Source organism: Pseudomonas mosselii, from assembly GCF_003205295.1.
Taxonomy (GTDB): domain Bacteria; phylum Pseudomonadota; class Gammaproteobacteria; order Pseudomonadales; family Pseudomonadaceae; genus Aquipseudomonas; species Aquipseudomonas mosselii_B.
The window spans coordinates 1-19,370 of the sequence record NZ_QJRP01000056.1; the positions used below are offsets into that span (position 1 = coordinate 1).

Sequence of the window (19,370 nt, forward strand, 5' to 3'; positions counted from 1 at the left end):
GAGACATTGGCCAATACCTAATGGGCCACTACAACTGGATCCGGCCGCATCAGTTCAACGATGGACTGGCTCCAGCGAAAGCAGAAGAAAAACTCAAAACCGTGTCCGGGATGAGTTGACCACTACACACCTCGCTACGAACTGCCGCGCGAATCTCTTCGAAGGCCTTCTTTGCAAGGAGGCACTTGGCATGGCGCACGAATAACGCTTGCTCGGATAGCTGGGTCAACAGATTCAACTTACGCCTCTCTTCTTTCTGCTGATACTGTGCTAAGCCACGATCAACCCGAAGGCCAGCCAATTCCTTCTTGGTCATGATGATTGCGTAGTTGATCCTTCTCAGCCACTGGGTATCCAGATCCTTGTGTCCAGCATAAACCTCCTGCCGGGCAAGCTTGACCTGTGCCCGCATTGAAGCGATTTCGGCAACCAGCGTCGCTTCGCGACTGAGCATTTCGATCACTCGGTGACCTCTCTGCTGCATTTTGTCCCTGCACTGGGTTGCAAGGCCAACGAGTACCTCTTCTTCCATCACTTCTCCTCCTGCGACGATCGGATTGCGCACGGTGCGCATCCCAGCCTCAAGTTGTTCGATGGCCTGGGTACAGTATGCAAAGCTTGTACTCGCTCTTCCTTTTGTATCGCCCACTCCTTACATGACAGGTGCGTCCGTCTGTCCGACCAGAGTCACCCTGGATGGCTGTTGCAGCAACCCGCGCGGCAAGCGGAAGCCTTTGAACGGTTGTTGAGTAATTGGGTTGAAGGCCTTCTCTGCGCTGAGCCGGTAGCGCATCACACCATCACCAGTCCTGAAACTCAGATCCACGCTGGTCGCCGTCCGCCCATTGAGCGAACCGCGACTGAGCAGGCGAAACATGGACCATGGCCCTCGGTACTCCAGGCTGCTGCTGTTGCCGTTCTGCCTGAGCAGCGTCAGGTTGCTACGCACATGTTGCCCAAGCGTATTGGGCCAGATGATGCCGGTGATCTGGCTCGTGCCATGGGTGTAGGAAATCAACTGACCGTCCAGATCCAGCAGGCTGGTACGCTGGTTCGCACTCAGCCCTAACGGCTCGATACTGAACTGCACACTCAAGTTGCCGCGCTGATCGAAGAACGTTTCGCGAATGCGGTCTGCCAGTTCCAACTGCTCGATCACATCGCTGCGGATCAGGGACTGCCCCTGCTGGCCGGTTTGCAGGGCTTCGAGGTTGTCCTTCAGGAACACCTTCAGATACTGCTCATTGAACTGCTTCAGCCGGCCCTTCGGCCCGAAGAACGCCTCGAAGTCATCCAGGGACGCGTCGGGCGCCCTGGCCACGAAGGGGTATCGACCTGCCAGGCGCTGCTGGAAGAAGCTGTACACCTCGGCGTCCCAGCGCCGTTCCAACTCGCGCAGGGCTTCAACGTTCAATACCTGCGCCGTTTGATCAGCCACCTTTCGGACCTGGTGGTTGATCGGCTCAGGCAAGCCGGTGGATACCCGTTGCAAGGTGCCGATGGGGTCATGCCCGGTCATCGAGAAACGCTGATGCACGGCCTGCAGAGCAGCCTTGCCTCGGTCCGGGCTGTCCTGCACCGCCTTGGCGTAGTCGTGCACGGCTGCGATAGCAGCCAGGGTTTCATCGTAGTAGCTAGGCTTCTCTGCCGTTGCCTGCAGCATCGCGCTCAGCCCGGCAAAGGCCCTTTGAATAGTCCACGCCTGCTGATGCTCAGGCTTACTACTTGTCGGTGGCACTGTCTTGGCTTCATCTGTCACCTCAACAACGCCAGTCGATGAGAGCGATGTGTTGTCCCTTACCGTATCGAGCAATCGATGCAGCGGCGCCGCAGGCCCCGTCAACTGCTGCAGGATCGCGACACCATGGTCCAGGTCACGGAAATCAGCCACGCTGAAAGCGTTGAGGGCACGGCGCCAACTGTCAATGTAATCGGCGCTGTATAAGTTGCGCAGCCGTTCGCTCAGCGCCTCCCTGTCGGCGTTCGAATAATCGAGCCGGCTACGCTCGCCCAGCGCCCATTGGTCAATCATCGCCAAATCGGCGAAGCTCTGACTGCGTGGCTCGAAGTACTCCTTGAAACCTTTGGCAGTGAGCATCGGCGCTAACAGCACATCATTACCCTTCCTGGCGCCCATGGACGGCTGATACACCACGTCGAAGGCAGGCCCAACCTGATGACGCAAGTCCAACCCGGTGTGCAACTGCTCCCCGGCCTGTTGTTTCAGGCCGGCGTAAACCCGCTCGGGTAGCGGCACCTTGCGCAGCGCTGCCTGCGCCACGGCGACACGTTGGCTGTACTGCGGCAGGTCGGTATCGGCGTAGGCCAAGGCGTACTTAAGGTGCCGCATGAGGTCGCGCTGCAGTTGCCCCTGGCCAGGGAATTTCTGCTGCCATTGTCGGGCCATCCACTCTTCGACCCATTCGGTGCGGCGGTTCTGACGGTCTTCCAGCATGCGGTAAACCCTGAGGGCAGCCATTTGCTGCTCACTGCCTGGCGGCGCCGCATCCATGGCATCGATCACACCACTGGCCAAGGCCGGCAGAAACCGCTTGGAGAGCAAGCTCAGATATGCCTCATCGACACGCGGGCCTATAGCGCGCCCCTGATACAGGCCAAAATCGGAAACACCCGGCCATGCAGCGCGGTAGTCGCCAAAAACCGATACCGCATCGCGAATCTGGTCCAGCGGCTCCAGCAGGTTGCGTCCGGTAGGATCCAGACGCTGGTCCACCTCGTGATGGCTGTACTCCCTGCTTTTGGCAAGCACGTTGGCGGCTTTGTCGCCATTGATGTCGAAAAAGCGCTGCCAGCCGGCGATGGCGACACAAAAAGCCAGCATGCCTACCCCTGAGCCCACCCATAGGAGTTGGCGCTTGCTGCGTGCCACCTTGATGTTATCCCCAGCAAGTCCGGCTTCCTTATAGATGACGCGCCCGAACGCATGCTGGATGAAGTACGGCAGCGCCTTGGTTTGCGCCTTACCCTCGAACAGAGGGAGCTTCGTCTTGTAGGGTTGCGCGGCCTCGCGCACGAACGCATTGAGCATGTCACCTTGCTGGATGACCGAGGACCAGTACACCCCACGTACCAAGGCTGGCGTGGTGTAGCGATCACTAGCCAGCGCTTCTTTCAGGAATGCCAGCAGTATTGGGCGCAAGCCGATCAATTGGGCATGCAATGAGAACAGGCGCGCGCGCTGCCCAGCACTGTCCAGCGCATCGAGCCGATCCACCACCTGCTCGAACAGCTGGCTGATCAACTGTTCGTAGTGATCGCCATACTCCTCCAGCCAAGCGTCGAACGTACCGATCGCATCCAGCTTGAACGTGAAACCGAGCATTTTTTCCCGCATGGGGACGGAAAGCCCGGCATAGAACTGGTCGAACCCGTCCAACAGGTCGAACTTGGTCAGCACCACATACAGCGGCAGCCGCGAACCCAATTGACTACCGACCTCGTACAGACGGGCGCGCAACACATGCGCCAAGGCAATGCGCTGCTCGGGTGTGCCATGCAATAGCGCGGGTAAGTCGACTACCAGCAATATGCCATTGAGGGCTCTCTGGCTGCGGCTGCGCAACAACCAGTCCAGCAGGTGCTGCCACAGCCTGGCCGAGGTTGCAGGTGGCACTTGCTGTGTGGCTGATTCGTCGACGGGCGAGCCTGCCAGCGACTCCTGCCTGATGAACGCCCCTGGCGGATCGATGATCACCGCATCATTGCTGACCCACCAACCTATCGGAAAGGCCAGCGCTTGGGCCTGCCTGCCCCGAGCCCGTACCTTGTCGATTCGGGTCAGGGAAAAGCTTTGTTCTGTGCGATCGATGAAGCTGGTCTTGCCAGCATGCTGGTCGCCTATCACCAAGTACCAGGGCAATCGATACAATGCACGTCGCCCGCCTGCGCCATCGAGAAATCGCGAAAGTCCTTGGTCCAAGGCTTTCTCTTGCGCCTGAACCAGCGGCAATACGCTGTCCAGCTCAGCGGCCACCGCCTGCTTGCGCTCAGCCTGCAGGCCAACGTATCGCCTGCGCAGCACCACTAGCCAGCACAACAGCGGCACCAGCACGAGCACCAGGCTGGCCAAGCTGCGATGCGCCATGCTGGCCAGCGGGTGCTGTTCACGCCACATCCACTGCGGCCCGAGCCACCAGATGGCGACCAGCATCAGCACGGTACCCAGCACAAGCAGCAGCGGCATGGCCAGGCCGATCCGAGTCATCAGGGGCAAACCCCAACGTTTCAATAGATTCCATAGTTGATTCATGGGGGTCCTAGTCCTTGTTCTGATCAGCCAACACATGAGCAGAGGCAAACTGTTGCAGTCGTTGAAACACCTCTGGCTCCCAAACGGCGGCCGTGGTGTGTTGCATGGTCCGTGCGACGCTGGCGCACAGGTCCTGAGCCAGCCAGGACACGCCTCGCGCTGCCAAGAGATCGGCCGCAATGACGGTGGTATGGCAGCGCTCACGCGGAGCACGAAGGTCCGCCTGCATGGCCTGCAACTTGAGCAAAACCGGCTCTACACCACCTGCGTCCAACTGACCGGCCAACTCTTCGCGCAGGCCTGCGAACTCGTGGGCAGATTCGGCTTGCGTTTGCCCAGCTGCGCCTCTGAGCCAAGCCATGCTTTGATCGTCCACGAACGACCTGCCGTCGCTGAAACACAACTGCTGGAGCGCGGGCATGCGCTGGACGAATCGGGCAGTCGCTGCGCGGATTGCCTCAGCTACCTCCCCCATCGCCAGCCGTGTCGCCGCACTGGCCGCGAGGAAACTGCCGCGTACCCAAAAGGGGCAAGCCGTCACGCTCTTTTCGATCCGCTGAAGCAACACCGCGTCGATCGCGGTGCCAGCAATCGCCTCTTCATAGTCGCTGGCGATATCCAGCGGCACCGCCATCAGTTCCGTGCGATTGCCTTGCTTGATTTGAGGCGCCGCCTGGATATGGGCCCACAGGCCGAATCGACGCAACTGGTAGCCCGTCGGGTCGTAGGGGTCTTGTTGATTGATCATCTCGGCCATGGCCAGCACGGCCCGTCGTGATTCGCGCTCGTTGCCTAACGACACACGAGGCATTGGGGTGGCAATGACCTCGGCCAGCGGTGCAGACTTGTTGGCCGCTGCCGACGACTTCGCCGCAGCAGGCTCGCCAGCACCGCTGGCCTGCTCCGCCTGCTTGCGCAGCAGTCGATCTACATCTTTCAGAAAGGCTCCATCCAAATGAGCAACGGCTTGCTGCTGTTGCAGGCGCTGCAATGCCTCTTGAGCTACGGCCGCATGAGCAGGGGTGAATGTGTAGCGGTCCAGGCGCGGCAGCGCTTCGTTCAAGCGATCGAGCACAAGGCCAACCAGCTTGCGCTTGCCCAGGAAACCTTTGGGGCCAGGCTTTGGATGCGCAACCTCCCAATAGCGCTCGACCATGCCGGCCAGCAACGCGAAGGTAAAACCCCATCGCTCCCAACATCCACTGCGAAGCCACGCAGCACTCAGGTGCGCGACGATACGCAAGTGCTTGCACTGCTGCGCCAGATACTGTCGTGACGCTTCCTCGATATAGGCCCAGTCGATGGTGGATGCCTGCAGCCCGCCCAGCTTGACCATTTCCTGGTCAATGGCCTGGTAGGTTTCGTCCTCCACATCGAACAGACCGACCGGTGCCTGCGCATCGATGGGTGCGAGCAGCCGGGCAATTTCCTGTGCGTTGACCTCTGCTACCAGCGACATGTTTTGCGCGCCTCGTCGATGAGCGGGTCCAGGCCTTGAGCATCGAAGACCAATCCATCAATGGAGGGGTTGTCGCTTTGGACCTGAATGCGATGGGCCCCAATCAGTTGCTTGATCTGCTCGATTCCGGGCAAGCCCCGGCCCGCATCGAGTACCTGACCGTTCTCCGTCACCTGCCAAGGGGTTGCGACGGTGGTGCTCCGCTCCCCCTGCAATCGCACCGTCACCCGACCAGCATCAATGGGTTGCGCGGCGACCAGTTGCAGCCTGGAGATGTTCTGCAAACAACTGATCACCAGGTAGTGATGCGACGCAGCCGAACCGATTGCAGGTGCAGAGATCGTCAGCCCGTCGTCTTCAGGCGTGAGTCGAAACGTCAGGTCGTCGGGATGGCGTCCTGCTTCGTGAGTCAGCACCCGGCGCACCGTGGGTGAGTCCTGTTCTGGCGGCGACCACTGCATGGGCACCGAGTGTGCAGGCGTTCCGGCGGCTTCATCAAAACACGCCAAACGCTCAAGGTTGGACACGATCCGCGAGCAATCCTGATCGGAATACACGGGTATTGGCATACACCCGAGCACCAGCCAAAGACTTACGCCACAAGTTTTATTACCAAGCATCGCAAGTAAATACCTTTCATATAGTGCATATGACCTATTCAAATTATCGGATCTGAAACAGCCCTCTCAGGCACTCACATTCCCGCAAACGGCAAGAGCCTAGCCCATCGGAACAGCAGCAAACAAACAAATATTTTCTTACATTTTCATACTCGACGACATGACAAAACCAAGCGCAATGTTTTTTACGCGACACACAATCAACCCCGCACTTTGTTTATACCTCCGACAAGCAAATAGGAAACTTCCCACACACTAATTCGCAACTAAAAACCCAACACGGACAATTCTTAAGAACACGGAGAGATTCTGCGATGGCAAAATCCACAGGATCGGTTGCACCCAAAGAACGCATCAACATCAAATACGTACCCGCCACCGGCGATGAACAGGCCGAAGTAGAGCTGCCGCACAAGATGTTGGTAATGGGCGACTTCGGCCTGGATGACACCCGTTCGCTGGAAGACCGATCGGTCATGCGTATCGATAAACACACCTTCAACAACGTGTTGAACGACGCCGATGTCAGCTTGGCCATGTCGGTACCTTCCATGCTCAGCACGGCCGCCGACGCGGAGCTGGCGGTCAACCTGCAGTTCAGATCGATCAATGACTTCGGGCCAGACGGCATCGCCCGCCAAGTACCAGAGCTCAGCAAGCTTCTGGAGCTGCGTGAGGCGCTGGTGGCACTGAAAGGTCCGCTGGGAAACGTGCCTGCTTTCCGCAAGCAATTGCAGCACCTGTTGAACAACGAGCAGGCCCGCAAACAACTCGCCGAAGAATTGGACCTGGTGCTTGAGGCGCCAAAAGAAGACTGAGACAACGGAGCGTCCCCATGCCAAAGCCAACCAGCACCTCCCTCGCCGCTGAACTATCTGGCGAGACATTGAGCCATGCCACTCTGCTCGATCAGATCATGGCGCAAACAAAACTAGTGCCCGCTCAAGAGGGCTATCAAGTCGCTCGTCAAGGCGTATCGGCCTTTATTGCAGAGATACTCAAAAGTGATGATTCAGATCAACTAATCAATAAACACCGTGTCGACCAGATGATTGCAGAGCTGGATCGAGTGCTCAGCAAGCAAATGGATGCCATTCTTCATCAGCCGGCATTCCAGGCGCTCGAATCCTCGTGGCGCAGCCTCAAACTTCTGGTGGACCGCACGGACTTCCGCGAGAACATCAAGCTTGAAGTCCTGCATGTCAGCAAAGAAGACTTGCTCGACGATTTCGACAATGCCGCCGATATCACCTGCAGCGGTATATACAAACACGTTTACACCGCAGGCTATGGGCAGTTCGGTGGTGAGCCGGTGGCGGCCATGCTGGGGAACTACAACTTCGGCCCCTCTTCGCCAGACATAAAGTTACTGAGCTACATGGCCTCTGTCGGCGCCATGTCGCATGCCCCGTTCCTGGCCGCCCCCTCCCCCGATTTCTTCAATCTGAGCAGCTTTGAAGAGCTGCCAAACCTGAAGGAAATCAAAGACATTTTCGCAGGGCCGCGACATGCCAAATGGCGCGCCTTCCGCGAGAGCGAAGATGCCCGCCACACAGCGCTGACCGGGCCACGCTTCATGCTTCGCTCGGCCTACCACCCCCAGGAACAGCCGATCAAAAGCTTCAACTACGAAGAAAGTATCGACGGGCGACACGACAATTACCTGTGGGGCAATTCCGCCTTCCTGCTGGCCAGTTGCATCAACGACAGCTTTGCCCGCTACCGCTGGTGCCCGAACATCATCGGCCCGCAGTCCGGTGGCGCCGTGGAGGATCTGCCAGTGCATCTCTACGAGGCGCTTGGGCAGTTGCAAGCGAAGATCCCAACCGAGGTGCTGATTTCCGACCGCAAGGAATTCGAGCTGGCCGAAGAAGGCTTCATTGCACTGACCATGCGCAAGGACAGCGACAACGCCGCGTTCTTCTCGGCCAATTCGGTACAGAAACCGAAGAACTTCCCCAAGACCCCGGAAGGCTTGCAGGCTCAAACCAACTACAAGCTGGGCACACAGTTGCCTTACCTGTTCATCGTCAACCGGCTGGCCCATTACATCAAGGTGCTGCAACGCGAGCAGATCGGCAGCTGGAAGGAGCGCCGCGACCTTGAGTCCGAGCTGAACAAATGGATCAAGCAGTACGTCGCCGACCAGGAAAATCCCTCGGCCGACGTGCGCAGCCGCCGTCCCCTACGTGCTGCGAAGGTCGAGGTTTCAGACGTTGCCGGCGATCCGGGTTGGTATCAGGTTTCGCTCGCAGTACGCCCGCACTTCAAATACATGGGCGCGAACTTCGAGATCTCCCTGGTAGGCCGGCTCGACACCCAATGAGCGGATTTTTCGACCGCTTGGTTGCCGATCAGTCCGTAATCCGGGCGCCGTCCAGGCAAGAGAACGCGTCCCACAAGTTCGCCGCCATCAAGCGCCACTTGGAAACGCTGCTCAACGCTCGCCAGGGTTGCTCACAGAGCAGCCCTGAGCTCGGCCTGCGCGATTTCAACGGGCATGACGTGAGCAGTGGCGACCTCCTGAAACAAGTAAGCGCCGACATACGCCGCACCATCCAGCGTTTCGAGCCTCGCGTGCAGGTACGTTCACTCAAGGCCGTGCCCGCTTGTCACGCCCCTCAGGAGCTGCATTTCAGGCTGGACTGCCAAGTGCAGGTGAATAACCACACGGAGCAGTTGCAACTGGAGTTGCTGGTCAACGGCCATAACCGCCATACCCGAGTGAGGTAATCGATGTCGCTCAAAGATCGATTCAGCGAAGAGTTGCGCTACCTCCATGAACTTGGGGACGACTTCGCCCAGGACAATCCACAACTTGCCCGGCTGCTGGGCAAGCGGGGTAGCGACCCCGATGTGGAGCGCTTGATGGAAGCCTTCGCCTTCCTGACGGCTAAGCTGCGCCTCAAGTTGGAGGACGACCTCCCAGAGCTGACGCACCCCATGTTGCAACTGCTGTGGCCCAACTACCTTCGCCCGCTGCCGAGCGCCACGATCATCCAGTTCACACCGTGCAAACAGGCGCTCAGCCAGTCGCAACGCGTGCCAAGGGGGGCACGCCTGTTCTCCAAGCCTGTCGACGGAATTCCCTGTGAGTTCCGCACCTGTACCGCCGTGGACATTCATCCGTTCGAGATCGACGCGGTGGGCTCAACCCAAACGCTCGACAGTTCAGTGGTTCGCATCGACCTACACACCTTGGTCGAGCGCCCATTGAATACGCTCGAATGCACCAGCCTCGACTTTCACCTGAGCGGTACCACCCGAACAGCGCGCACACTGTACCTATGGATCGCTCACTATCTCAGCCATGTCAGCGTGACCATCAATGGTCAGGCTCGCCGGCTGCCGGCCAGCAGCATCGTCTTCCCAGGTTTCAGCCCGGACGACGCGTTGTTGCCTTATCCGCAGAACGTCTTCGACGGTTACCGGATCCTGCAGGAATACTTCATTTTTCCTGAGCGCTTTCACTTCTTCGCCCTGACAGGCCTGGAGAAGATCTGGCCTGGTCAGACGACTCAGCAAGTGGGTCTGGAATTCCACTTCACCCGTCAGCTACCGGACTCGCTGCGCATTGGCAAAGCGGATTTCAACCTGTTCTGCGCCCCTGCGGTAAACCTGTTCAAGCACAGCGCCGACCCCATTGACCTCTCCAACGAGGCCGCCCAGGTCGAACTCACACCCAAAGGCGCCGAGCGCCACGCCTACGAAATCTTCAGTGTCGATCAGGTGATCAGCACCCGTACGACAAACGACGGAAGTACTGGTAAACACCTGCGAACCTTCCGCCCCTTCGAATCGTTCGCCCATGAGATCGAGCATGTTCAAGGGCGCACGGCGCTGTATTACCGCTACACCCTCGAAGACTCACTACGGGGTGATGGCGTCACGCATCGCATCGCCTTCGTACGTGCCGACGCCAATACCTATATCGGTGAGCTGGAAACGGCGTCCATCGACCTGACCTGCACCAACCGCGATCTGCCCCTGGCTCTGGGCATCGATGACATCAATGTGCTCTGCGAAGTCACCCCGCCGCTGACCACCTACACCAATATCTGTGCACCGACCCGCCCCTATCGGCCGGTGCTGGACGGCCAGTTGCAATGGGCCTTGATATCCAACATGTCGCTCAACTACTTGTCGCTGCTCTCAGCCGAACCATTGAAAGCGGTTATTCGCGCTTATGACTTCGCGGCCCTGCACGACATCCAGCAGACACGCACCACCCGCAAACGCCTCGACGGCATCCGGGATATCCAAACGGCGCCTCTGGACTGGCTGATCAAAGGGCAGCCCATTCGCGGCCTGCGCACGCAACTGAAGCTCGACCAGGCCGCATTCCTCTGCGAAGGCGACCTGTACCTATTCGGCTGTGTGCTCGCGCACTTCTTCGCCTTGTACGCCAGCATCAATTCCTTCCATCAGCTGGAAGTGATCAACATCACCAACAACGAGCATTACACATGGCCCATCCAGACCGGCAAGCAACCGCTGATCTAGCCGACAAGTTGCTCGCGGGCGCGCACCGGTACAACTTCTACCAGTTGCTCGAGCGCCTTCACGGGCTTCACGGAGACGATCTTGAACCCCGTTGGCCCAGCGAAGAAGCCCGCCTGCGCGTGCGGCTTGGCAGCGACCCGCGCCTGAGCTTCCCCGTTTCGGACATCTGCAAGGCCGAACGCATGCCCGAGGCACAAGATCGCTATCGCGTGTGCACCACGTTCATGGGCCTGCACGGCACTGATTCGCCTTTGCCCTCCTATTACCTGGAGCAGGTGGCATACGAGCATGCACAGGGTATCGGCGTGCGCCCGGCGTTCTTCGACTTCTTCAATCACTACCTGCTCAGCCTGCTACACCGCATCTGGCGCAAGTACCGCTACTACATTCGTTTCCAGCCGGGTGCCAGCGATGGATTCTCCCAGTACATCTTTGCCCTGCTCGGGTTGAATGACAAACAGCTGCGTGGCGACACGGCGTTGCCCTGGAGCCGGCTGCTCAGCTTCGCCGGCGTCATCGCCAGCCGCAGCCGCGCACCGGGCACCGTCGCCGGCATCATCGCGCACTGCTTCGACCTGAAGCAGGTGCAGATTCGCGAGTTCGAAACCCGCTTGGTACCTACGACAATCCAGCAACAGGTAAGCCTTGGCCGTAACAATGGTGAGCTGGGCAATTCCTTCATGGTCGGCAGCCGCACGCGGACTCGCAGCAGCAAGTTCACCATCGTGATCAGCGAGCTCGACCAGGCACAGCTGCGTGACCTGCTGCCCAGCGGCATCAACTTCAACCGCTTGCGTGCCCTGATCGACTTCCTGTTGCGCGACGGCTTGGCCTACGACCTGGAGCTGCGGCTGAAGCAGCACGCGCTGTCGCCCTTCTGCCTGCACCCCAGCCATGGCGCCCAATTGGGCTGGACCAGCTTCGTCGATGACCGCCACGGCCAGATCAGCCCCGTCGTGCGGTTCCGGGGGCGCTCATGAGCACTTTGATCTTGAGCATCACCAACCTCGACCAGTTGCAGCACAACGTCACCGCCCGGCACGAATTCGATCGTGCAGGTGGTACCGTCGGCAGCGCGGGAACCACGTGGCTGATCAATGATCGTGAGCAGGGCGTGGCGCCGATCCATTGCGAGATCCGCTGGATCGAAGGCGGCTTCTGCGTGATCGACCGCTGCGAGCGCACCTACCTGAACGACAACCTCGCTAGCCTGGGGCCGCTATCGGCCAGGCGTTTGCTCGAGGGTGACCGGCTACGTGTTGGCGCTTATCGACTGTTGGTTCAGCTTTCACAAGCTGATGCCCGTTCCCTGGAAGAGTTGTTCAACACTGACTTGCGGGTGCTCGAGCGACTCATCCTGGATGCACCCGCGCAGCGTTGGCTGCACAAGCCCACGGCTGCCCCAGTCGTCGCTGAGATCTGCTCGGTCTTCGATCCGGGCACAGGCAACGATCCCTTGGCTGCCCTGGAAGCAGTGACACGGCTGGTGCAAGAGAACCCGCTGGATCGACTGATCTCAGGAGAACGCTCATGACGCGTCATTCACTCATGGCCGGTCTTCTGGCAACACTGATCGGGTTCTCGGGCTGCACCGCCCTGAGCAAAATGGGCCAAGTGGCGATGGACCCCTCGATACCCGTCGGTGCGACCAAGGATCAGCCCACCGAAATCGCGTTCAGCATCAACGCCAGCCCCACGCTCAACAGCAACCCCAACAGCCTGCAAGCAGCGACTGAGCAAGAAAGCAGCCTGGAACCCAGCCCCTACGCGGTCAGCTTGAGCGCGGGCGACCCCTATGCCCTGACCGAGAAAGTCGGGACCCTGCTCGAGTTTCTTCACGAGCAATTCCCGGCCTTCTCGCCCGTCGAACTGCCAGAGGACGAGGCCGATGAGCCGGCTCGTTCTCCCTTGGAGGAAAGTACGCCGGGCCACTACGAAGACTCGAATGTGGTGCTGACCTTACCGCGTACAACCACAGTGGCCCCCGAGCCGGCCGCCACCCCAATGGCCATCAAGATCCTGCAACTGCGCGACGACTCGCTGCTGCGCAACAGCATTTATGAGCTGTTGGACAAGGACCCCGCCAAGGTGCTGCGCAGCACCTACATTCGTGATGACGACTACCTGCTACGCCCCGGGCAATTCAAGTTCATTCCGTTTGCCGCTATCGAGGCCGAGACCCGGTTCATCGCGGTGATCGCCGACTACCGCCACCAGGAAAACGCGACCTGGAGCCAGGTACTGCGCATTCCACCGCGCGGCCAACACATCATCTTGTCGGTCTTGCTCAACGACACGCAGATCCTGCTCAAGGAGGAGGACTGATGGCGCCTGCAACCCTGCCCTTCTCACTTACTCACGCTGACATGGAGCGCTCATGAGTTCACGTAATCCCGTCCTGTGGCCTGAAGGTCTGTTCGTCAAACCGCAGCATTTCCAGCAGGCTGGCCGTGCCGCTGAAGCGGCCCTGCATCAACGCCTTGGCAGCCTGAACGCAGCTTTCTATGGATTCAGCGAACTGCAACTGAACGACGAATATTTGAGCCTGGGCAAGATCGCCATCACCCGCGCACGCGGCATCATGCCGGACGGCACGGTGTTCGATATCCCGGCAGATCTGCCACCGCCGCCGCCGCTGGAAATCGAGGACAACGGCGCGAAAGACAGCGAGATCTATCTCTGCCTGCCACTGCGCACCGAGGGTGGCCGAGAGGTGAGCTGGCCCGACAATGCCGCCAACTTCCGCTACAGCGCACAGGCTCAGGAAATCAAGGACACCCATAGCGCCGACGGCGACTTGGCGCAGGTCGATCTGGCAGTGCCCAACCTTCAGCTCAAACGCAAGGCCGATGACAGCAGCGCTTACACCCGCCTTGCCATGACACGCATTCTGGAGCGCCGACCCGATGGCAGCCTGCAACTGGATGAAGGGTTCTACCCGACCAGCGTCTCGGTACGGGCGGTGCCGGCACTCCAGCGTTACCTCGAGGAGATCACCAATACCCTGCGCGAGCGCTCGCGCAACCTGGCTAGCCGGATAGGCGCATCGGGCCAGTCCGGTATTGCCGACATCCGCGACTTCAACCTGCTGCAGGCCATGAACCGCTGGTGGCCGTGCTTCCAGCACCTGGCCAGGCAGGGGCAGACACACCCCGAGCAGTTGTACCTGCATATGAGCCAGGCCTGTGGCGAGTTCGTGACCTTCACCGACGAAAGCCGGCTGCCTCCAGAATTCCCCGCCTATCAGCACACGGCTCTGCGCACGTCATTCAAGCCACTGCAGGACACCTTACGCCGCGCCCTGGGTACGGTCCTGCAACCGCGGGCCATCTCGCTGCCGCTGGACGCGCTGGATTACGGCGTGATGACGACAACGCTCGAAGACCGCCGCCTGATCGATGACGCGGACTTCATTCTTGCCGTGCGCGCGGACCTGCCGCCGCCAACATTGCGCCGGCTGTTCCTGCAGAAAGCCAAGGTCACATCCCTGGAGACCTTGAATGACCTGGTGCATAAGCAGTTGCCCGGCATTGCGCTACATCCGCTGCCTGTGGTCCCTCGCGACCTGCCCTTCCATGCAGGATTCAGCTACTTCGAGCTCGACCGCCGCGACCCGGCCTGGGTCTGCATGAAGACGGCCAACGGTTTCGGGATTCATATCGCGGGGGAGTTCCCTGGGCTTGAGTTGCAGTTCTGGGCGATCAGGAGTGAGTGAGATGCAAGAGAACCACCTCGCACGCAATGAAACCGCATCAGCTCAAGCTGAGCAGTTGCCATCGATGCTTGGAAAGTCTTTACCCACTGGCGCCGTGGCCTGCGAGGTAACCACACCAAAGCCCGCCCCTGTTTACAAGGGCTACCCCGCCGATCCCGACTTTCAGCTACGGGGCGGCTACGACAACCTGATGCTGGACGCAGCCACACCACTGCTTGGACTGGTCATGCGTCTACGCACGCTCGATGCGCTGCCCAACATCAAGGAAGTGCACCAACAGGTACGCAAGCAGATTGAAAACATCCAGCAAGAGATGCGTCAGCATGGCTACGAGACCACGCAACTTCTGGCGTATTCGTACGGCCTTTGCCTGTTCATCGATGAAGCCGTGATGGAGCGGCCCTGGGGGCAGACCAGTTACTGGAGCCAAGAGCCCCTGCTCAGCATTTTCCACAGCGAAACGTTCGGCGGCGAAAAGATCTTCACCGTTATCTCGCGCCTGATGCAAGAGCCCCAGCGCTACAAGGACGTGCTGGAGTTCATGTACTTCACCCTGTGCCTGGGACTCAAAGGCAAGTACGCCCTCGCGCCCAAAGGCGAAGAAACGCTGAACACCCTCATTCACCAACTCCACGGAATCATCCGTGAGCTACGAGGGCCCACGCCGACAACGGTCTGTGACCCCTACACCAACGTTGCCCCGCGCAACTTCCGCATGAATCGACAATGGCCCTGGTGGAGCCCATTGGTGATTTCCGCCATCGCCATGGCCACCGCCTACGGCATCTACAGCTACCGCCTGCACCTGATCACCAGCGAGGTGCTGCAGTCGCTCAACGGCATCTTGCAGCAATGAAAAGCCGGCAGTCGGCACAACCGTATTCAACGAATTGACGCGGCGTTTGCCGCGTTGAAAAAGCCCATCGATTCCGATGGCCACGCTGCCGCTCATGCGCGTGCTTATCCACATGGACGCAGGAGAAACTGCCATGCCAACACCCGCTTACATCAAGATCGAAGGCCAGACCCAAGGCAACATCACCGCGGGCGCCTTCACCTCCGATTCGGTCGGCAACGTGTTTGTCGAGGGCCACGAAGACGAGATTCTGGTGCAAGAGATCAAGCACCAGGTGACCGTGCCTACCGACCCGCAAAGCGGCCAACCTGCAGGCCAACGGGTCCACAAACCCTTCATCTTCACCAGCGCCCTGAACAAGGCGACACCGCTGATGTATCAGGCCCTGTCCAGCGGCGAAATGCTGCCGACCGTTGAAGTCAACTGGTACCGCACTTCGGTAGAGGGCAAGCAGGAGCACTTCTTCACTACCAAGCTGGAGGACGCCACCATCGTCGACATCAACACCACCTTGCCTCATGCACAAAACAAGGAGAACGCTGACTTCACCCAGTTGATCGAGGTATCGATGTCTTACCGCAAGATCTCCTGGACACACGTCACCGCTGGCACCGAAGGCTCCGACGACTGGCGTAAACCCATCGTCTAACCCGGCTGAACATCCCTGGCAGGCAGGCCCTGCCGGGGGCGTTTGAACTCTCGGACGGCGGAAGGACTTTTCATGCCCAGCCAATCTGATTTGCGGTACACCTTTGAGCCACTCGTTGGCAATGCCGAATTCGAAGTGGTGTCGTTTGAACTCAAGGAAGAAATCAGCGCGCCTTTCACGCTCGAACTGGAATTGATCAGCTTCGAGCCCGACATCGATTTCGGCCAACTGCTGGATAAACCCATCGTATTCACGATCTGGGATGGCAAAGGTCCGCTGCGCCACGTGCATGGGCTGGTCAGCCGATTCAGCCAGGGTGAAAGCGGCTTTTACCGTACCTACTACCACGCCTTGGTCGAGCCCATCCTGGCCCGCGCCGGACTGCGCTCGAACTGGCGCATCTTTCAGCAAAAGACCGTCCCGCAGATTATTGAACTGATGCTCCAGCGTCAGGGCATCGATCAGTACGAGCTTCGCGCGAGCCTGGACCACCAGGTGCGCGAATTCTGCGTGCAAGCGGGCGAGACCGACCTCGACTTCATCGCCCGGTTGGCGGCTGAAGAGGGCTTCGTCTATCGCTTCGAGCACAGTGAAAAACTGCATAAGTTGATCATCACGGATCAACTGCAATCCCTTGGGTTGATCAGCCATGGCGCGCTCAAGACCGACAACGATGACCTCTTCGATAGCGAGGACGTTATCGATCCCAACACCGTCCTGTATCAATCCAACAGTGGCGGCGATCAAGCCAGGCCTTGCCTGCGGCGCTTGCGCTACAGCGAGCAGGTCCGAACCTCGCGACAGGTCCAGCGCGACTACACCTTCACTCACCCGGCGTATCGCCAGGAACACCGTGCTTTCGGCCCTTTTCTGGATCACCAGTCCACCGAGTACGAGCGCTTCGACTATCCCGGCCGCTACAAACGCGATGCCGTGGGCAAACCGTTCACCGAAAACCGGATCACTGCCCTGCGCCATGATGTGCGCATTGCACAAGTTCAGGGCGATGACGTCAGGCTGCAACCTGGGCTCAGCTTCACGCTCAAAGGCCACCCACGTGATGATCTGAATGCGCATTGGCGCGTGAACAGCGTGGTTCACAAGGGCAGCCAGTTCACCAGTCTGCAGGAAGAAGCCGCTGGCCTCGACCAGGGCACGCACTACGAGCAAACCGCTCAGCTGGTACCCGGCAGAACCGAGTGGCGTCCTGCTCCGCTCAAAAAGCCCCGCGTCGACGGTCCTCACATGGCTACCGTGGTCGGGCCGTCCGGTGAGGAGATCTATTGCGACGAATGGGGCCGGGTCAAGGTCAGCTTTCCCTGGGACCGGGAGAGCAACAACAACGAGTTCAGCTCCTGCTGGGTCCGGGTATCCCAGGGCTGGGCAGGTGGCAGTTGGGGCTCGATGGCCATCCCGCGTATCGGCCAGGACGTGATCATCCAGTACGTCAACGGTGACCCCGACCAGCCGATGATCACCGGGCGCACCTATTGCGGTAACCAGTTGCCGCCCTACGACCTGCCCGACCACAAGACCCGCATGACCATCAAGAGCCAGACCCATAAGGGAGATGGGTTCAATGAGTTGCGGTTTGAGGACGAGCTGGGTCGGCAGGAGGTATTTATCCATGCGCAGAAGGACCAGAACAACGTCGTCAAACACAACGAAACCACTTTCGTCGGCAATGACCGCAGTGAACAGGTCGATCATGACGAGACGCTCAGTATCGGGCATGACCGCAGCCAAACGGTGGGCAATGATGAGCGGGTCCGGATTGGCCAGGATACGTTTGTCGATATAGGCCGAAATCAGAAAATAAACATCGCCAAAGACCGTATAGAGGCCGTCGGCAATCATCGCCACGACCAGATCACAGCCAATCACCACATCAGTGTCGGCGGCAATCTTGAGCAGCAGGTCGAGGGCCATGCAGAGCTGGAGGCGGGACTGGAAATCCGCAGGCGCACCCGACGCTACGACCTTCGAACAGCGGAAGCTGTGATCATCCAAGGGCCTGGAGGCTCCATCCGGATTGATGACACGGGCATCACCCTGGACAGCCCGAACCTACACATCAACGGCGTCCTGCTCCAATCTCCAAGCGGTAGCACCAACCCCTTTTCCATCAGCAGCACACCCATCACTGGCAAACCTCTGGACCGCCTATGCGGGCGGCGCCCCGATGGCACCTGCCCGTTGCCCGACTGCCGCTGTATCAAAGGGCCAGTCCAATGAATACAACACCCTCGCATCTGTCCGGCGAACCTCTCGGACATCCTTATCGCTTTTTGCTGCTCATGACCCGCGAGCTCGAGTACTGGGCCTACCGGCCCATACCGCAAGAAGGCGAATTAGTGCCGGCCTATGCCCCATCAGTACTCGACCTCATCCATAACGTCAGCCGAAATACTCAACATGCATGGCTATGGAAGCGCAGCGCGCTGGACGACCGCCACGAATTTGGCCCTTTGATGGTCAATGTTTCAGAAGCGCCCGAACTGCTTGCCCATGCAATCACAACCTGGATGCCCGCTGGAGGGGCCATAGCACTGGATAGCGAAGCTTGCCTTGCCGTGCTAGCGGACCACTTCACCAGCCTTACTCAGGTCACGCTCCCGGATCAGGGAGCAGCCACTTTTTATTTAAAGCCGGATCATCTTGCAGCCTGGCTCGATGCATTGGACGACGATCATCGCGCCACCTGGCTTGGGCCTGTGTCGTCACTCGCCTGGCGAGTCAACTGGGGGCCGGCCCACGAATGGAAAACACACGAACGCACCCCGACCACTGCCCGCCTGATATCGCAAGCACCGCTGCGCCTTCGCGTGCATGAAATGGGGCGGCTGCACGCAGGTATACGCGAACACTTCATCCTCACGCTGGCGCACGAAGTCTTGGCCATGCCACCCCATGCCGCCCGAACGTTAGCCGCCATTAGGGAATGGATTGAAGCCCTATTGCCGCAGCTGAAGTCACTCTACTTTCGCGACGAGGAAACCGCAGGTCAGTTCATTAGGCTGATGGCCGGGCACATGTGGCTGATGAGCAGTGACCAGGCAACGAAGATCTACACCAACCTCAACGAGTCGCCCCAGGCCCGTCTTCGCGAGCTGCACGCACTGGTCCAAATCAAGGAATCCATCCATGACTAAAACCGCCGTCGGCAGCGCCACCTCCGGCCCTGCCTGCAGCCCACGCGTGCCCATCCTGCCGGTGCGCTATGCCATCGTCCCGCGTACGGGCGATGCCCCGGCCTGTCGCTACGCAGGCGCAGGCTTCAATCTGGAACAAGGCTTCG

General features: G+C 59.5%; 16 protein-coding genes. 12 read left to right on the forward strand and 4 right to left on the reverse strand.

The window, feature by feature from the left end; genetic code table 11:
• Positions 1–49: 49 nt before the first annotated feature.
• From DMX06_RS26215 to vasI, 4 genes are all read right to left on the reverse strand, one after another.
• Positions 50–574 (reverse strand): hypothetical protein, encoded by a 525-nt coding sequence (locus DMX06_RS26215; RefSeq protein WP_146232240.1) that lies wholly within the window; start codon positions 572–574, stop codon positions 50–52.
• 78 nt (positions 575–652) lie between these two features.
• Complete coding sequence (tssM, locus tag DMX06_RS25375; RefSeq protein WP_110739886.1) at positions 653–4,270, reverse strand: type VI secretion system membrane subunit TssM; 3,618 nt, start codon at positions 4,268–4,270, stop codon at positions 653–655.
• A 7-nt stretch (positions 4,271–4,277) separates the two neighbouring features.
• Positions 4,278–5,729, reverse strand: coding sequence for a type VI secretion system protein TssA (gene tssA, locus DMX06_RS25380; RefSeq protein ID WP_110739887.1), 1,452 nt, complete (start codon positions 5,727–5,729; stop codon positions 4,278–4,280).
• Positions 5,717–6,256 (reverse strand): type VI secretion system-associated protein VasI, encoded by a 540-nt coding sequence (vasI, locus tag DMX06_RS25385; RefSeq protein ID WP_258378919.1) that lies wholly within the window; start codon positions 6,254–6,256, stop codon positions 5,717–5,719. The genes tssA and vasI overlap by 13 nt, the downstream gene beginning before the upstream one ends.
• A gap of 407 nt (positions 6,257–6,663) precedes the next feature.
• Between vasI and tssB the strand changes: the two genes are divergently transcribed.
• The 12 genes from tssB (at position 6,664) to DMX06_RS25445 (ending at position 19,224) form a co-directional block, all read left to right on the forward strand.
• Positions 6,664–7,167, forward strand: a complete 504-nt coding sequence (gene tssB / locus DMX06_RS25390; protein WP_110739889.1) for a type VI secretion system contractile sheath small subunit — start codon at positions 6,664–6,666, stop codon at positions 7,165–7,167.
• Between the two features lie 17 nt (positions 7,168–7,184).
• Entirely contained in the window at positions 7,185–8,675 is a 1,491-nt protein-coding gene (tssC, locus tag DMX06_RS25395; protein ID WP_110739890.1) for a type VI secretion system contractile sheath large subunit, read from the forward strand.
• Entirely contained in the window at positions 8,672–9,082 is a 411-nt protein-coding gene (tssE, locus tag DMX06_RS25400; RefSeq protein ID WP_110739891.1) for a type VI secretion system baseplate subunit TssE, read from the forward strand. The genes tssC and tssE overlap by 4 nt, the downstream gene beginning before the upstream one ends.
• Before the next feature lie 3 nt (positions 9,083–9,085).
• Complete coding sequence (gene tssF, locus DMX06_RS25405; RefSeq protein ID WP_110739892.1) at positions 9,086–10,852, forward strand: type VI secretion system baseplate subunit TssF; 1,767 nt, start codon at positions 9,086–9,088, stop codon at positions 10,850–10,852.
• Entirely contained in the window at positions 10,816–11,832 is a 1,017-nt protein-coding gene (gene tssG / locus DMX06_RS25410) for a type VI secretion system baseplate subunit TssG (RefSeq protein WP_110739893.1), read from the forward strand. Before tssF ends, tssG begins: the two co-directional genes overlap by 37 nt.
• Complete coding sequence (locus DMX06_RS25415; protein ID WP_110739894.1) at positions 11,829–12,386, forward strand: FHA domain-containing protein; 558 nt, start codon at positions 11,829–11,831, stop codon at positions 12,384–12,386. Before tssG ends, DMX06_RS25415 begins: the two co-directional genes overlap by 4 nt.
• Complete coding sequence (gene tssJ, locus DMX06_RS25420; RefSeq protein ID WP_110739895.1) at positions 12,383–13,177, forward strand: type VI secretion system lipoprotein TssJ; 795 nt, start codon at positions 12,383–12,385, stop codon at positions 13,175–13,177. The genes DMX06_RS25415 and tssJ overlap by 4 nt, the downstream gene beginning before the upstream one ends.
• Before the next feature lie 52 nt (positions 13,178–13,229).
• Positions 13,230–14,567 carry a type VI secretion system baseplate subunit TssK gene (gene tssK, locus DMX06_RS25425; RefSeq protein WP_110739896.1) on the forward strand — a complete coding sequence of 446 codons (1,338 nt, stop codon included), beginning with the start codon at positions 13,230–13,232 and terminating at the stop codon, positions 14,565–14,567.
• Between the two features lie 64 nt (positions 14,568–14,631).
• A complete protein-coding gene (gene icmH, locus DMX06_RS25430) occupies positions 14,632–15,423 on the forward strand; it encodes a type IVB secretion system protein IcmH/DotU (protein WP_258378921.1) in 792 nt (263 codons plus the stop codon).
• A gap of 133 nt (positions 15,424–15,556) precedes the next feature.
• A complete protein-coding gene (locus tag DMX06_RS25435; protein ID WP_110739898.1) occupies positions 15,557–16,072 on the forward strand; it encodes an Hcp family type VI secretion system effector in 516 nt (171 codons plus the stop codon).
• 72 nt (positions 16,073–16,144) lie between these two features.
• Positions 16,145–18,307, forward strand: a complete 2,163-nt coding sequence (locus DMX06_RS25440) for a type VI secretion system Vgr family protein (protein WP_110739899.1) — start codon at positions 16,145–16,147, stop codon at positions 18,305–18,307.
• Entirely contained in the window at positions 18,304–19,224 is a 921-nt protein-coding gene (locus DMX06_RS25445) for a DUF4123 domain-containing protein (protein WP_258378920.1), read from the forward strand. The genes DMX06_RS25440 and DMX06_RS25445 overlap by 4 nt, the downstream gene beginning before the upstream one ends.
• Positions 19,225–19,370: the final 146 nt, after the last annotated feature.